9 protein-coding genes are annotated in these 14870 nt (G+C 69.5%); 3 read left to right on the plus strand and 6 right to left on the minus strand.

The features are described 5' to 3' along the window. Positions 1 to 90 precede the first annotated feature (90 nt). Together gshB and ACT6SE_RS16010 are read left to right on the plus strand one after the other, a co-directional pair. Positions 91 to 1038, plus strand: coding sequence for a glutathione synthase (gene gshB, locus ACT6SE_RS16005; RefSeq protein ID WP_046432057.1), 948 nt, complete (start codon positions 91 to 93; stop codon positions 1036 to 1038). Next, positions 1038 to 1922 (plus strand): energy transducer TonB family protein, encoded by an 885-nt coding sequence (locus ACT6SE_RS16010; RefSeq protein WP_014648095.1) that lies wholly within the window; start codon positions 1038 to 1040, stop codon positions 1920 to 1922. Before gshB ends, ACT6SE_RS16010 begins: the two co-directional genes overlap by 1 nt. Positions 1923 to 2496: 574 nt before the next feature. Here ACT6SE_RS16010 and tsaB read toward each other — a convergent pair. The 4 genes from tsaB to mrcB all read right to left on the minus strand — a co-directional run bounded on the left by tsaB (position 2497) and on the right by mrcB (position 8845). After that, on the minus strand, positions 2497 to 3210 hold the full coding sequence (gene tsaB / locus ACT6SE_RS16015; protein ID WP_014648096.1) for a tRNA (adenosine(37)-N6)-threonylcarbamoyltransferase complex dimerization subunit type 1 TsaB: 714 nt from the start codon (positions 3208 to 3210) through the stop codon (positions 2497 to 2499). 9 nt (positions 3211 to 3219) lie between these two features. Then, complete coding sequence (locus ACT6SE_RS16020; protein ID WP_014648097.1) at positions 3220 to 5268, minus strand: ATP-dependent DNA helicase; 2049 nt, start codon at positions 5266 to 5268, stop codon at positions 3220 to 3222. A 605-nt stretch (positions 5269 to 5873) separates the two neighbouring features. After that, positions 5874 to 6410 (minus strand): hypothetical protein, encoded by a 537-nt coding sequence (locus tag ACT6SE_RS16025; RefSeq protein ID WP_014648099.1) that lies wholly within the window; start codon positions 6408 to 6410, stop codon positions 5874 to 5876. Next, positions 6407 to 8845 carry a penicillin-binding protein 1B gene (gene mrcB / locus ACT6SE_RS16030; protein WP_014648100.1) on the minus strand — a complete coding sequence of 813 codons (2439 nt, stop codon included), beginning with the start codon at positions 8843 to 8845 and terminating at the stop codon, positions 6407 to 6409. The genes ACT6SE_RS16025 and mrcB overlap by 4 nt, the downstream gene beginning before the upstream one ends. A gap of 96 nt (positions 8846 to 8941) precedes the next feature. Between mrcB and ACT6SE_RS16035 the strand changes: the two genes are divergently transcribed. Next, the gene (locus tag ACT6SE_RS16035) at positions 8942 to 11041 is read left to right on the plus strand and encodes a glycosyltransferase (protein ID WP_046432063.1); all 2100 of its coding nucleotides are present in this window, start codon (positions 8942 to 8944) and stop codon (positions 11039 to 11041) included. On the opposite strand, the gene ACT6SE_RS16040 is transcribed toward ACT6SE_RS16035, so the two are convergent. Together ACT6SE_RS16040 and ACT6SE_RS16045 are read right to left on the minus strand one after the other, a co-directional pair. Further along, entirely contained in the window at positions 11038 to 12603 is a 1566-nt protein-coding gene (locus ACT6SE_RS16040; protein ID WP_046432065.1) for a hypothetical protein, read from the minus strand. The two genes, ACT6SE_RS16035 and ACT6SE_RS16040, sit on opposite strands and share 4 nt — an antisense overlap. 30 nt (positions 12604 to 12633) lie before the next feature. Continuing rightward, the gene (locus tag ACT6SE_RS16045; RefSeq protein ID WP_046432067.1) at positions 12634 to 14790 is read right to left on the minus strand and encodes a RelA/SpoT family protein; all 2157 of its coding nucleotides are present in this window, start codon (positions 14788 to 14790) and stop codon (positions 12634 to 12636) included. Positions 14791 to 14870: the final 80 nt, after the last annotated feature.

Consider the following 14870-nt stretch of genomic DNA (forward strand, 5'->3'; position numbering starts at 1 on the left):
CCGGCAGGCGGACGCTGCGTTGCACTACGGCGGGGAGGCGCACGGCCGGCGTTGCCGCTACCATCAACGCCTTGCCTGACAGGTGCGCCCATGCCGTTGAACGTCATCGTGGTGATGGACCCCATCGCCCACATCAAGATCGCCAAGGACACCACCTTCGCCATGTTGCTGGAAGCCCAGCGCCGTGGCCATGCCCTGCACTACGTGCGGCCCGGCGGGCTGGCCCTGGAAGGTGGCGTGGCGGTGGCCCAGACCGCACCGCTGCAGGTGCGCGACGACCCGGCCGGCTGGTATGAGCTGGGCGCGTTCAGCCGTACCGCGTTCGGTCGCGGCCAGATCGTGCTGATGCGCAAGGACCCGCCCGTCGACGCCGAGTACATCTACGACACGCAGGTGCTGGACGTGGCTGCCGCTGCCGGCGCCTGCGTGGTCAACAACCCGCAGGGCCTGCGCGACTACAACGAGAAGCTGGCCGCCCTGCTGTTCCCGCAGTGCTGCCCGCCGACCCTGGTCAGCCGCGATGCCAAGGCATTGAAGGCCTTCGCGCTGGAGCACGGCCAGGCCGTGCTGAAGCCGCTGGATGGGATGGGCGGCCGCTCGATCTTCCGCAGCGGCCAGGGCGATCCGAACCTGAACGTGATCCTGGAAACCCTGACCGACGGCGGCCGCAAGCTGGCGCTGGCCCAGAAGTTCATTCCCGACATCACGGCCGGCGACAAGCGCATCCTGCTGGTCGACGGCGAACCGGTCGACTACTGCCTGGCGCGCATTCCCCAGGGTGACGAGTTCCGCGGCAACCTGGCGGCTGGCGGCCGTGGCGAAGGGCGCCCGCTGAGCGAGCGTGACCGCTGGATCGCCGGCCAGGTTGGCCCGGAGATGAAGCGCCGTGGCATGCGCTTCGTCGGCCTGGACGTGATCGGCGATTACCTGACCGAGGTCAACGTGACCAGCCCGACCTGCGTGCGCGAGCTCGACGCGCAGTACGGCCTGAACATCGCCGGCACCCTGTTCGACGCGCTCGAGGCCGGCCTGCGCTGATGGCGGCCGCACCTGCCGTCCTGCCCCCGCCGGCGCGCGAAGCGCAACGGCTGGGCGCGACCATCGCGCTGTCGATCGTGGTCCACGCCCTGCTGATCCTGGGCGTGGGTTTTGCGGTGAAAGGCGACGCACCACTGGTGCCGACGCTGGAGGTGATCTTCAGCCAGACCCGCACCGCACTGACCCCGAAGCAGGCCGATTTCCTTGCCGCCGCCAGCCAGGAAGGTGGCGGCGAGCACGACCGTGCGCAGCGCCCGCGCGACAACCAGGCCGGCATCGTTCCGCAGGCCCAGGCGGGGCTGAGCCCGGTGCCGCAACAGCAGCAATCGGCCGCGCCGGCGCCCCCGCCGCAGGCGCGGGTGGTCAGCAGCCGCAACGGCGAAGAGGCAGTGGCCCAGGCGCAGGCGCGCCCGACACCGGAGCAGCCGGAACCGGATGCACCGCTGACGGCACGCGAGCAGCGTGATGCCGAGATGGCGCGGCTGGCGGCCGAGGTGCATCTGCGCTCGGCGCAGTACGCCAAGCGCCCGAACCGCAAGTTCGTGTCGGCCAGCACGCGCGAATATGCCTACGCCAATTACCTGCGCGCCTGGGTCGACCGCGCCGAGCGCGTCGGCAACCTGAATTACCCGGACGAGGCCCGGCAGCGCCGGCTCGGCGGCCAGGTGGTGATCAGCGTGGGCGTGCGCCGCGATGGCAGCGTGGAAAGCAGCCGGATCCTGCGTTCAAGCGGGACGCCGTTGCTGGATGAGGCGGCGCTGCGGGTGGTGCAGCTTGCGCAGCCATTCCCGCCGCTGCCGAAGACCGAGGACGAGATCGACATCCTGCAGGTCACCCGCACCTGGGTGTTCCTGCCGGGTGGCACCCTGCACGACGACCGGTAGGGGTTTGTTGCCCGGGCCTGCCGCCCGGGACCCGCTGGAAGCAAAGTCAAAGTCAACATCAACAGCAGCGGTCGGGATATTGGGTTTGGCGGGGCGGTATGGGCTTGCAGGACACGCCGTAAACCCGTCCCTGGGGGCTCGATGGCGCCATCCATGGCGCCAACGGTCCTGCAAGCCCATACCGCCCCGCCTCTGACAGATCCCGACGCATCATTGCTGTTGGTAGGTGTCGACCTTGGTCGACACACATCCACGCTACGCGTGGATGCGAGCGAAGCGATCCGCTGTTGACTTTGATTTTCTTTTGATTTTCCGTGGCGGACGCACACGGAAACTGTCAGAGGTCGGGCGGGGTGGGTTCGCGGGGGTGTCCGCGGCATGGATGCCGCGGCCAAGCCCCCATGGGTGAGGGCGCTTTGCTTGCGAAGCACTGCTTCGCAAGCGCCCGAACGCACAGCCGCCAGCGGCTGGGCCGGACCGCGGAGCGGGGTTTACGGCGTCCCCCGCGAACCCACCCCGCCCGGCCAAGCGCGGCTTTGGGTTTATGCGATCAACCAACCCCGCCACGAGGGGCTCAGCCGTTGGCCTTCGCCTTCGCCTCGCGCGCGGCCTGCTGCTCGACCAGGGTCAGTGCCACGTTGTCGCGCAGGTAGGCCGGCTCGACCTTCTCCGGTGCAATGGCTTCGCCGCGCGCGAACGCCGGCACCGCCAGTGCGAGCACGTCCGACGCACGCGGCAATGCCGTGGCGTCGAATCCGCGCAGGCCAGTACCGAGCTGCGCGACCAGCGCACCCTCGGCTGCGGCGAACCCGGTACCGACACCGTAGGCCGACAGCCCTTCCGGCAGCGCCACCGCTGCCGGCGCGCAGACGCGCTCGGCATCGCGCGCGACCGGCAGGCCGTCCACGCGCTCGAAGCGGGCGACGTAGAGTTCGCCCATCCGCGCATCGATGGCCGACAGGATCTGCGTTTCTTCCGCCGGTGCGCGCAGCGCCAACACCTGCAGCGTCGAGACCGGCAGCAGCGGGCGGTCCAGTGCCAGTGCGATGCCCTGGGCAATGGCAATCGCCAGGCGCACGCCCGTGAACGCACCCGGACCGCGACTGAGGGCGATGCCATCAAGCTGGCGACGGCTGATGCCGGCGTCGGCCAGCAGCGCCTCGGCCCACGGCAGGCTCAACTCGGCGTGCCGGCGCGGGGCGAGCTCGAAGCGTTCCAGCACCTGCCCATCGACATGCAGGGCAACGGAACAGGCTTCGGTGGCGGTTTCAAAGGCAAGCAGTTTCATTGGATCAGGTCAGAACAAGGGGAACGTGGCACCGGGAGCAGGCTCCGGGCCCGCCGCAACGGCGGCCGGGGCAGCCGCATCATCGGCCACGGGCAGCCATTGTGGCCTAAAGAAGGCCTGCACATCGGCCAGGCTGCGGGTGCGCCGGAACGGCGGCAGCGACTCAAGAAAGACCCGGCCATAGCCACGGTTGAGCAGGCGCGGATCGCACAGGACCAGCACGCCCCGGTCGCTTTCGCTGCGGATCAGGCGGCCAACGCCCTGCTTCAGGGCGATCACCGCCTGCGGCAGCTGCTCATCGCGGAACGGGTTGCCCCCCTGGCTGCGGATCGCCTCCAGCCGCGCCTCGTATACCGGGTCATCCGGTGCCGCGAACGGCAGCTTGTCGATCATCACCACGCTCAGCGCTTCGCCGACCACGTCCACGCCCTCGCGGAAACTGGCCGAGCCCAGCAGCACGCCATTGCCCGATTCGCGGAAACGCTGCAGCAGCGCCGCGCGTGGCGCCTCGCCCTGCACGAACAACGGCCACGGCCCGTCGCGCAGTGCCTCGGCGGCCTCGCGCAATGCACGGTGCGAGGCGAACAACAGGAACGCCCTGCCCTGCGAGGCCTGCAACACCGGCCGCAAGGTCTGGATCAGCGCGGTGCCAAACCCGCGCGCCGCCGGATCGGGCAGGCCTTCGGGCAGGTAGCACAACGCCTGCTCGGGCCAGTTGAACGGGCTCGGCTGGACCAGCGTGTGCGGATCGTCCAGGCCCAGGCGCGTGGCGATGTGGTCGAAGCCACCGCCCACGGTCAGCGTGGCCGAGGTGAAGATCCATGCCGCGCGGCTGCGCTCGCGATGCTCGCGCAGCGGGCCGGACACATCCATCGGCGTGCGCTGGCAGCGGAAACCACGCGGGGTGAGCTCATACCAGAGCACATCGGCGGCACGGGGGGTCTCCGCCGGATCGGTATCGAAATCGAGGGTGGGCTCATCATCGCCCAGCCAGCGCTGCAGCCGCGACACCGCCTCGCGTGCCCGCGCATGACAGGCATCCAGACCCGCCGCCGCCTCGCGCAGCGGTTGCAGTGCCTGCTCCAGCGTCACCAGGCCGGCCATCACCGTATCGAATCCATCGCGCACCTGTGGCATCGCCAGCGCACGCCACTGCGTACCCCGTGGCGGCAGCCCCTCCATCGCCGAGCGCAGCGCCAGCAACGCCTGCTGCAACTGGTCGACCGGTTCCTGCAGGGCCGACTGCGCGCCGCCTACGCCGCGCGCCTCGGCCAGGCAGTCGCGGCCGAGTTCCTGCCACGGGCGCATGCCGAAGCCTTCGCCGAAAAACTGCGCGGCCAACTCGGGCAGCTGATGCGCCTCGTCGATGACAAAGGCCTGCGCCCCCGGCAGCAACTCACCGAAGCCGTCCTGTTTCAGTGCCAGGTCGGCCAGCAGCAGGTGGTGGTTGACCACCACCACGTCGGCAGCCTGCGCACGTTGGCGCGCGCGCACCACGAAGCAGTCGTCCCAGAACGGGCAATCGGTACCCAGGCAGTTGTCGACCGTGGAAGTGACCATCGGCAGAAGCGGCGAGTCATCGGCCAAGCCTTCCAGTTCGGCGATGTCACCGAACTCCGAACGGCCGGACCAGGCCAGGATGCGCTGGAACTGCGCAGCCTGCTCCGGGCTGGAAAAACGCGGTTCGCCCCGCGCCTGCTGCAGGCGGTAGCGGCACAGGTAATTCGCGCGCCCCTTCAGCAGCGCGCTGCGCAGGCCAACGCCCAGTGCCTGGCGCACGCGCGGCAGATCGCGGTGGTAGAGCTGGTCCTGCAACGCGCGGGTACCGGTGGAGATGATGGTGCGCAGCCCGGACAGCAGCACCGGCACCAGATAGGCGAAGGTCTTGCCGGTGCCTGTACCGGCCTCGGCCAGCAGCAGGTCGCGCTGCTGCAGCGCTTCGGCGATGGCGTCGGTCAGGTGCAGCTGTGCCGGACGCGGGACAAAGGCATCCAGATGCGAGGCGAGCGCGCCGCCTTCGCTGAGGGCTTCGCGGCTGGCATGGACAAGGTCGGACATCAGAGGGAGAGGATACCCGGCCGGGCGCTGCCCGGCACCCGTTTCAAGCCAGGGCAACAGCAACGGCAACAGCAACAGCGTGGTTCATGGCTCTGGGTTGCTGCGTGTTTGGCGGGGCGGGAGGGGCAGGCAGGACACGCCGTAAACCCGTCCATGGGGGCTCGATGGCGCCATCCATGGCGCCAACGGTCCTGCCTGCCCCTCCCGCCCCGCCTTCGACAGTTTCCCAGTGACGGATGCACGCGCGGCGTCGCGTCGAGCTTGCTCGACTGCCCTTTCAGAAGCGGTGGGTGGAACGGAAACAAGAAGGGGTCGGATCCGTTTTCCTGCGGAAAACGGATACGACCCCACAACGAGTGCGCGCAGCGCGCGACCCGCTTTTGATTTTCTTTTTCTTTTCCGTGGCTGGACGCACACGGAAACTGTCAGAGGTTGGGCGGGGTGGGTTCGCGGGGGTGTCCGCGGCATGGATGCCGCGGCCAAGCCCCCAGGGACGGGTTCACGGCGTCCCCCGCGAACCCACTCCGCCCGGCCAAGCGCGGCTTTTGCTTCTGGCTTCAGCGACCAACCCACAGCCACGAGGGGCTGTGCCGTTGGCTGGAAATTCAGTACCGCTTGATCCCCGGCACCGTGCAGCCCTCAATCTGCGCATGCGCCGACACCGCATTCTCCTTCTCGCCCCGCGCCAGGCGCGACTGCTCGATCGTCGCCCAATGCCGGCGGCACAGCGGCCCGGTCTTCGAGCCCAGATCCACCGCCTTGCGCGCGAACGTCTCCGCCTGCGCCCACTGGCCCTGCAGCAGCGCCAGTTCGGCACGTTCCTGCAGCACTGCCGGGTCACCCGCCACGATCTCCAGCGCGTGGTCCAGGCTGCTAGCCGCGCCGGCCAGGTCGTTCGCCTGGCGTTGTGCCAGTGCGGTTACCCGCAGATCTTCCACCTGCGAATCACGCAGCGGCTGTACCGACAATTCCTTGTCGTCCGGACCCGCTGCAGCATCCACCGCAGCCAGGCGCTGCGCCGGCGTGGTGGTATCGACCGGCTTGACCACCGGTGGTGCGCTGCTCACGCAGGCGGCCAGGGCCAGGCTGAGGCCGGTCAGGGCCAGGGGCTGCAGCAGGGATCGCATGTTCATCGGCATCATCGGCTCGGGGGAGGAGTGGCGGCGGCAGGTGCCGCGGCAGGTTCGGCAGGCGCTTCCGGCTTGCGGTCCAGGCCGAACCAGCTGCGCCAGCCACCGCCCTCGCCTTCGGCCTCGCCCTGCCCCTCCGGCGACGCGGCCGGCGCGCACGGCGCATAGGCAGGCGCATAGCCCACCACGAACGGGAAACGACGCGCGCCGGGGCAGCCTTCATCGGTGCTGTTGAGGCCGGTGGGGGCCACCGACTGCCAGTCCAGGCCCTTGTTGCTGACCCGCAGCGGCGCGCTCGGCAGGCGCTGGAAGATGCCCGACCAGACCCGCATCGCGCCGGTGGCGCCATACAGGCCGGCCTGCGCGTTCTGGTCGTTGCCGATCCAGATCACTGCCAGGTGATCACCGGTGTAGCCGGCATACCAGCTGTCACGGCCATCGTTGGTGGTGCCGGTCTTGCCGGCGGGCTGCAGGCGGCCGAGGCCATCGGCATTGAGCCGCTGCGCGGTACCGCTGGCGACCACCTGCTGCAGGCCGACACTGATCAGGTTGGCGGCAATCGAGTCGCCTTCCTGCGCCGGTGCCGGGGTCTTGTCGTATCGCTTGAGCAGCTTGCCCTGCGGATCGAGCACGCCACGCACCGCGTGCAGCGGCTGGATCTCGCCGCCGGACGCCAGGAACTGGTACAGCTGCGCCATCGCGTACGGGCTCTGGTCGGTCGAGCCGAGGATCACCGCCGGGTTGGCGTCAGCCTTGATGCCGGCCAGGACATGGATCAGCTGGGTCACGCGCTCCGGGCCAACCTGCATGCCCACGCGCACCGTGGCCTGGTTGTAGGAATGCGCCAGTGCGTCGATCAGGCGCACCGTGCCGTGGCTGCGGTTGTCCGCGTTGCCGGGACTCCAGTTGCGGCCGCGGCCGAGCTGCACCGTCACCGGCGAATCATCCACCCAGCTGGCCAGCGAGTAACGGTCCGGCTGCGCCAGGGCCAGCAGGTAGACGAACGGCTTGAGCAGCGAACCGACCGGACGCTGCGCCTCGATCGCGCGGTTGAAGCCGACCTCGGACACCTCGCGGCTGCCGATCACCGCCAGCACGTCGCCGTTGTGCACGTCGGTCAGCACCATGCCGGCCTGCAGCTCGGGGCGGCGCTTGCTTTCCAGCGACTTGATGGTGCGGGTCACCGCGCCTTCGGCATAGGCCTGCGCGGACGGCGACATGCCGGTCATCACGCTCAGGCCCGCGCCCTGCAGCGCCGATTCCGGATAGTCATGGCCGAGCTGGCGGCGGACCAGGTCAACGTAGGCCGGGAAGCGGTTGGCTGCCACCAGGCCCGGCGTCTTGGGCACGCCCAGCGGTGCCTTAAGCGCGCGCTGGTACTCGGCATCGTCGATCAGCGTGGCCTCGTGCAGCTTGCCCAGCACGAAGTTGCGGCGATCCAGCGCGCGCTCCGGGTTGCGCCGCGGGTCGTAGAAGGACGGCCCCTTGACCAGGCCGATCAGCAGTGCGATCTGCTCGGTCTCCAGCGACTGCAGGTCACGGCCGAACCAGAACTCGGCGCCGGAGGACATGCCATGGATCGCCTGGCTGCCGCGCTGGCCCAGGTACACCTGGTTGAGATAGGCCTCGAAGATGGTGCGCTTGTCATAACGCGCTTCCATGATCAGTGCGTACAGCACCTCATTGAACTTGCGGGTGACCGTCTGCTCCTTGCCGATGCCGAGCAGGCCGCTGCGGGCCAGCTGCTGGGTCAGCGTCGAAGCGCCCTGGCGGCTCTGGCCACCGGAACGGATCGTCACCCACACCGCGCGCGCGATGCCGGACAGGTCGATGCCGTGGTGGCGGTTGAAGTCCTTGTCCTCCACCGCCTGCAGGCCAGTCACCAGCAGGTCCGGCGCCTCGTCCATGCGGATCAGGCGGCGCTCTTCCTGCTTCTGGCCGTACAGGGTGGCGATGCGCGCCGGATCCAGCCGCGCGGCCTTCAGCGCCTTGCGGTTGTCGGCGTCGCGCAGCGAGGCCACGCCGCCATCGGCCAGCGACAGCTCCACCCGGCGCGGGGCCACCCGGCCGTCAACGTCGTTGAAGCCGCGGCTGGAGATGACGAAGCGCCCGCCGTTCACCGCATAGGTGGCCGGCTCCTTGCCCTGCCCGTCATCGCGGTAGGCAGAGGCGGCCAGCTCGGTCTTCAGCGTAGACGCATCCATCGCCTTGCCGGGGGTGAGCACCAGCGGGCGCGCGTACACGCGCGTCGGGATCTGCCAGCGCAGTTCACCGAAACGCTGGGTCACCTGTTGGTTCAGGTACAGCGTATAGGGAATGAGGAAACCCAATCCCAACGCGACCGCAGCCATGCTCCAGGTGATCAGCCGGCGCCGCCACAGCGGACCGTTGTCCTGCTGGTCGTCGTCGGAATCGTCGATGTCGTCGGAATCGTAGCGTCGGGGCACGGGAATGCGAGAATGTAGGGTCTGGCGAGTCTACCCCAGCCGCTGCGGCTGGCGAATTCTCCCGGGTTCCCCTGCTTAAGCTGGAGTTGCAACCGGATGGCGATGTCCCTGGCCGAGATCCGATACCTGATCAACCGCCTGTCGGGCCTGGCCCGCCGGAGCCTGGCAAGCCTGCGCACCCGTGGCTGGCGGGCCACCTGGCAACGCATCCGCGTGCATGCCCAGCGCGCCGTCCCCGCCCCGCGCACGCCACTGTTCCTGCCGCCAGCGCAGGATTTCGCCCCCTTCACGGTGCCGTTCAGCGAGTCGCCGGAGGTGAGCATCGTCATCCCGGTCTACAACCACGTCGCCCACACCGTGGCCTGCCTGCGCGCCCTGGCGGCGCACCCGCCGGCCGCCGCGTGCGAGATCCTGGTAGTGGATGACGGCAGCAGCGATTCCACCGTGCAGTGGATGCCGCAGGTGGCCGGGCTGCGCTATGAAGTGCGTGCGCACAACGGCGGCTTCATTGAAGCCTGCAATGACGGTGTATCGCGCGCACGCGGCCGCTACGTGGTACTGCTGAACAACGATACGGTGCCGCAGCCGGGCTGGCTCGACGCCCTGCTGGACACCTTCGGCAGCGTGCCCGACGCCGGCCTGGTCGGCAGCCAGCTGCTGTACCCGGATGGCCGCCTGCAGGAGTCGGGCGGGGTGATCTTCGCCGATGGCAGTGGCTGGAGCTACGGCCGCTTCGAGGCCGCCGATGATCCGCGCTTTGCCAGCCTGCGCGACGTCGACTACTGCTCGGGCGCGGCGCTGATGCTGCCACGCGCCCTCTGGCAGCAGCTGGACGGCTTCGACACCCGCTACAAGCCGGCCTACTACGAGGACACCGACCTGGCCTTCCGCGTGCGTGCACACGGCCTGCGCGTGCTGGTGCAGCCGGCCAGCCGGGTGATCCACGACGAAGGGACCAGCAACGGTACCGACACCGGCAGCGGGGTGAAGGCCTACCAGGTACGCAACCAGGCCATCTTCGCCGCCCGCTGGGCCACCGAACTGGGCCGTCATCCGGCGGTCGGCGAAGTGCCGTCTCCGGCGCTGCTGCTGCGCGGCCGGCGCCAGGTGCTGATCCTGGACGAGGAAGCACCGCAGCCGGATCGCGATTCCGGGTCACTGCGCCAGGTCAATCTGATCCGCCTGCTGCTGCAGGGCGGCGCCCACGTTGTGTTCGTACCGACCCGGCGCGAGCACGCCGGTGCGGCCACCGAAGCGCTGCAACGGATGGGCGTGGAAGTCTGGTACGCGCCCTTCCTGGACGGCGTAGCCGGCTGGCTGCGCAGCCACGGATCGCGTTTCGACGTGGCAATGCTGGTGCGTCACCACGTCGCCCACGAATGCCTGCCGCTGCTCAAGCGCTATGCACCGCAGGCACGGACCGTGTTCGACACCGTTGACCTGCACTACCTGCGCGAACGCCGCGGTGCCGAAGTCGCCGGCGACGCAACCCTGCTGCGTGCAGCGGAACGTACCCGCAGCAGCGAACTGGCCGTGATGGAGCAGTGCGACATCACCGTGCTGGTCAGTGCGGCCGAACGGGAGCAGCTGCAGTCCGATGCGCCGCAGGTGCGGGTGGAGCTGATCTCCAACCTGCATGAGGTCGCCGGTGCCGGCGCCGTATTCGAGCAGCGGCGCGACCTGGTGTTTGTCGGTGGCTTCCGTCATCCGCCGAACCTGGACGGCATGGAATGGTTCATCGGCGAGGTCTTTGCCCGCATCCGCGCCCGGTTGCCGGAAGTGCGCCTGCACTGCATCGGCGCCGCGGCGCCGGAGTCGCTGCTGGCACTGGCCGCACGCCAGCCCGGTGTGCAGATGCACGGGTTCGTCGAAGACATCACGCCCTACATGGACGGCGCGCGCATCGCCATTGCGCCGCTGCGGTTCGGCGCCGGCGTGAAGGGCAAGATCAACCTGAGCATGGCCCACGGCCAGCCGGTGGTCGGTACCACCTGCGCGGTGGAAGGCATGCACCTGCATCCCGGCCAGGACGTGCTGGTGGCCGATGACGCTGTCGGTTTCGCCGATGCGGTGATCCGCCTGTACCAGGATCCACAGCTGTGGCAGCAGTTGTCCGATGCCGGCCTGGCCAACGTCGCCCAGCATTTCTCACTTGATGCCGCCCGCGCGACCGTGCAGCGGGTGTTCTTCGCCTAGTCCGCCCGTCCACCGGCGCGACGCAGGCGGTCTTCGAACGCCGGCAGTTCGGCCAGGTCCGGTTGCAGCAACCGCGCCTGTTCGGCAGCGTGCGCGGCAAAGGCCAGGTCGCCATTGCCGAGCCGTTCGCTGCCGATCGCCAGCCAGCGCTGGGCCAACCGCAGCCGCGCCGAGGGCAGGCCCGCTGCGGTCGGTGACAGCGTCTGCCAGGCCTGCAGGCAGGCACCCGCCGCCTGTACCCGGTTCTGCCGCAGATTGTCGTCGAAGCAGCGGCGACTGGCGGGCAGCAGGCGTGCTGCGGCAGCCTTGACCCGCGTGTCGCGGGGGGCCAGTGACTGGGCTTCGCGCAGTGCGTCGAACGCGCTGTGCCCCGGTGGGCTGATCCACTGCCCTGCACGTTCGGCACGCTCGATCTTGCGCAGGTGGTCGCGCAGCTGGCGTTCGCGCTGCGCCGTACTGATCGCGGGCTGCTGCAGGGCCTGTTGCGCCTGGCGCGCACGCTGCAGGCGCTGTGCCAGTTGTTGCCGGATTGCCTGCGAAGCGCCCAGCTCCGCCGCCAGAGCTGCATCGCGTTGCGCCGCATCGAACTGGAAGTCGTCGGCGGATGTCTGGCTGCGCACGACCACCGCCTGCAGCGCCTGCTCACGCCCCCGCTGGGCATTGGGATCATCGGCCGCCACCGCAAGCACTGCCAGGAAACCCTGGGCCGCGGCGTCCAGCTGCTGTCGTTGCAGTGCCCGCTGCGCCTGCCGCAGGCGCTGGTCCACCGCGCGCGCCAGGGCTTCCTCGCTGGCCGGCAGATCGGCATGACCGGCATCGAACTGGCGGGCACGACGCAGGATCGCGGCCGCCTCGGCCAGCTCTCCGCGCCCTGCCAGCGTGCGCGCCTGCAGCAGCAGGTCGCTCAGCGCATCTTCGCGACCTTCCAGCGCCGGCAGGTTGTCCGGCTGCAGGGCAAGGATGCGCTGGAACAAGGGCAACGCACTGCTGTCGCCATCATCCAGGCGTCCGGCCGCGAACGCGTTGCGCGCCTGGGCCAACAACGCACCAATACCGGCTCCGGCACTGCGTCGCGCCTGCAGCTGGCGGGCGACCGCATCGGCTTCGCCCTGCGGCACCTGCAGCTCACGGGCCAGTGCCAGTGCCTGCGCGCTGCCGTCCAGGTCACCGGCGTGCAGGCGATCGCGCGCCTGTTGCAGCGCTGCCGCGCCGGTATTGGCCAGGCCCTGGCGCGCCTGCGGGCGATCACCGTCCAGCGCCAGCACCGCCTGGTAGCGCTCGCGCGCACCACTGCCATCGGCATCGCTCAAACGACCGGCGGCCAGCGCACGATCCCCCTCGGCCAGCAGCTGTTCGATCTGCGGCTCATCCCAGAACCAGTCGGCCAGCGGCTTGCGCAGCAGGACCAGCAGCACGAACACGGCCAGCGCCGCAAGCAGCGCCCAGCGCCAGACCCGGCGCGCATGGCGTGCCTGCAGCCACCACCAGCGACCCTCGCGACGGACGCGGTCCAGCGCAGGATGTTCAGCGCCATGCGGGCGATGCGGGGGCTCGCGTTCCATGCGTGCAGGGTAGCCGGGGCAGCGTGAAGCTCAGCCGAGGCGACGTGCCTCGCTCACGCCCGGCAGCGCATCAAGCTTGCCCAGCAGCGTCGACAACTGCCCGTAGTCGCTGACCTTCAGCCGCAGCCGCAGATGGGCACGGCCACTGTTGCGCACGTTGTCACTGTGGATGTCGAGCACGTAAGCGTCTTCCTGGGCGATCAGGTTGGTGATGTCCTTCAGCAGCCAGCGGCGGTCGACCGCGTCGACCACCACGTCCACTTCGTAGCCGCCACCGGCCTGGCCCCACTCCACCGGCAGGATGCGCTGCGGGCTGGCGGCGGCCAGCCGGGCCAGCGCGGCGCAGTCTGCACGATGCACAGTGACACCACGGCTACGGGTCAGGTAGCCGACGATCGGCTCGCCGGCCACCGGCTGGCAGCAGCGTGCCAGCTGCACCAGCAGGTTGCCCACGCCCTGCACGGTGAACTTGGACTTGCCCAGGTTCTCGCGGCGCGCGGTCGGCCGCGGCAGGGTCGGCGCGGGCGCGGGCTGGCTGGCGGCACGTTCCGCCTCCAGCAACGTCCGGCTGACCTGGTTCGGGCCGGTATCGCCCAGCGCCACCTGGATGTACAGGTCATCGACGCTGTCGGCATGGAACTTCTTGGCCGCGACGGCCAGGTCCGAGTGCTGCAGGCCCAGCCGCTTCAGCTCGCGCTCGAGCAGCTCGCGACCGGCCTGCACGTTGCGCGCGCGGTCCAGCTTGTGGAACCAGCTGCGCACCTTCTCGCGCGAGCGGTTGCTGGCCAGGAAGCCATTGGCCGGCATCAGCCAGTCGCGGCGCGGGTCGGCCTCCTTGCCGGTCAGGATCTCGACGCGGTCGCCACTGCGCAGGCGATAGGTCAGCGGCACGATACGGCCGTTGACCTTGGCGCCGCGGCAGCGGTGCCCGACCATGGTGTGCACCTGGTAGGCGAAATCGAGCGGCGTAGCGCCCTGCGGCAGGTCCAGCACCTCGTCCTTCGGGCTCAGCGCATAGACCCGGTCCTCGGTCAGCTCGGCATCGAGCGCCCCGGCCAGTTCATTGCTCTGCCCGTCCTGCGCCTGCTCCAGCAGCTGGCGCATCCAGGTGATCTTGCGATCGAAGGACTTCTCCGCGCCCTTGCCGCCTTCCTTGTACTTCCAGTGCGCGGCCACGCCCAGCTCGGCCTGCGAGTGCATTTCATGGGTACGGATCTGCACTTCGATGGTGCGACCTTCCGGGCCGACCACGGCGGTATGCAGCGAGCGATAGTCGTTGGCCTTCGGGCGTGCGATGTAATCATCGAACTCGCTTGGTACCGGCGCCCACAGCGCGTGCACCACGCCCAGCGCGGCGTAGCAGGCGGCGACGTCGTCGACCATCACGCGCACCGCACGGATGTCATACAGCTGGTCGAAGGCCAGCCGCTTCTTCTGCATCTTCCGCCAGATGCTGTAGATGTGCTTCGGGCGGCCGCTGACTTCGGCCTTGATGCCCTGGGCGACCAGCTCGCGCGACAGCACCTTCTTGACGTTCTCGACGTAACGCTCGCGGGCGATGCGGGTTTCGTCCACCTCGCGGGCGATGCGGCGGTAGGTTTCCGGTTCCAGGTGGCGGAACGCCAGGTCCTCCAGCTCCCACTTCAGCTGCCAGATGCCCAGGCGGTTGGCCAGGGGCGCGTGGATGTCGCGGGTCAGCTGGGCCAGCGCGCGGCGTTGCTCGTCGTCCAGCTTGTCGGCCGCGCGCATCCTCGCGAGCTGGCGCGCCAGCAGGATCGGCACCACGCGCAGGTCGCGGATGATCGCCAGCAGCAGCCGGCGCAGGCCCTCGCTGTTGCGTCCGGCCTCACGGCCGGCGTGCAGCGCCCACACCGGGTCGGCCGCATCCTGGCCATCGAGCAGGCCGATCACCGCCGCCTGGTGGCTGCCCAGCGGCAGCTGGTCCAGGCTGGCGCGCAGGCCCGGCAGGTCGAACAGCAATGCTGCCACCACCGCGCCTTCGTCGGCCGAGAGCATCGCCAGCGCATCAAGGGTATCGCCCAGCACCGACCAGGTGGCACGCATCTGGTGGTCGCAATCCGGCGCTTCCCAATGCTCGCGCAGGGCCTGGCGCAGCGGAGCAGGCAGCACCGCTGCCGAGGGACGGTTCAACAAGGCATCCAGGCCAGGGACGGAAGCGCGGTTCACAGCATCGAGCAGGCAAGACAGAGGCCCCTACACTAGCGCCGGCGTCGTTCAGGGACAATCACTGCGGCCACCATCACCCG

This window comes from Stenotrophomonas sp. LC732, from assembly GCF_052446685.1.
GTDB classification, from domain to species: domain Bacteria; phylum Pseudomonadota; class Gammaproteobacteria; order Xanthomonadales; family Xanthomonadaceae; genus Stenotrophomonas; species Stenotrophomonas muris.

Coding starts and splice junctions, on each gene's coding strand:
- gshB (WP_046432057.1), top strand. CDS start 91: ATGCCGTTGAACGTCATCGTGGTGATGGACCCCATCGCCCACATCAAG.
- ACT6SE_RS16010 (WP_014648095.1), top strand. CDS start 1,038: ATGGCGGCCGCACCTGCCGTCCTGCCCCCGCCGGCGCGCGAAGCGCAA.
- tsaB (WP_014648096.1), bottom strand. CDS start 3,210: ATGAAACTGCTTGCCTTTGAAACCGCCACCGAAGCCTGTTCCGTTGCC.
- ACT6SE_RS16020 (WP_014648097.1), bottom strand. CDS start 5,268: ATGTCCGACCTTGTCCATGCCAGCCGCGAAGCCCTCAGCGAAGGCGGC.
- ACT6SE_RS16025 (WP_014648099.1), bottom strand. CDS start 6,410: ATGATGCCGATGAACATGCGATCCCTGCTGCAGCCCCTGGCCCTGACC.
- ACT6SE_RS16035 (WP_046432063.1), top strand. CDS start 8,942: ATGGCGATGTCCCTGGCCGAGATCCGATACCTGATCAACCGCCTGTCG.
- ACT6SE_RS16040 (WP_046432065.1), bottom strand. CDS start 12,603: ATGGAACGCGAGCCCCCGCATCGCCCGCATGGCGCTGAACATCCTGCG.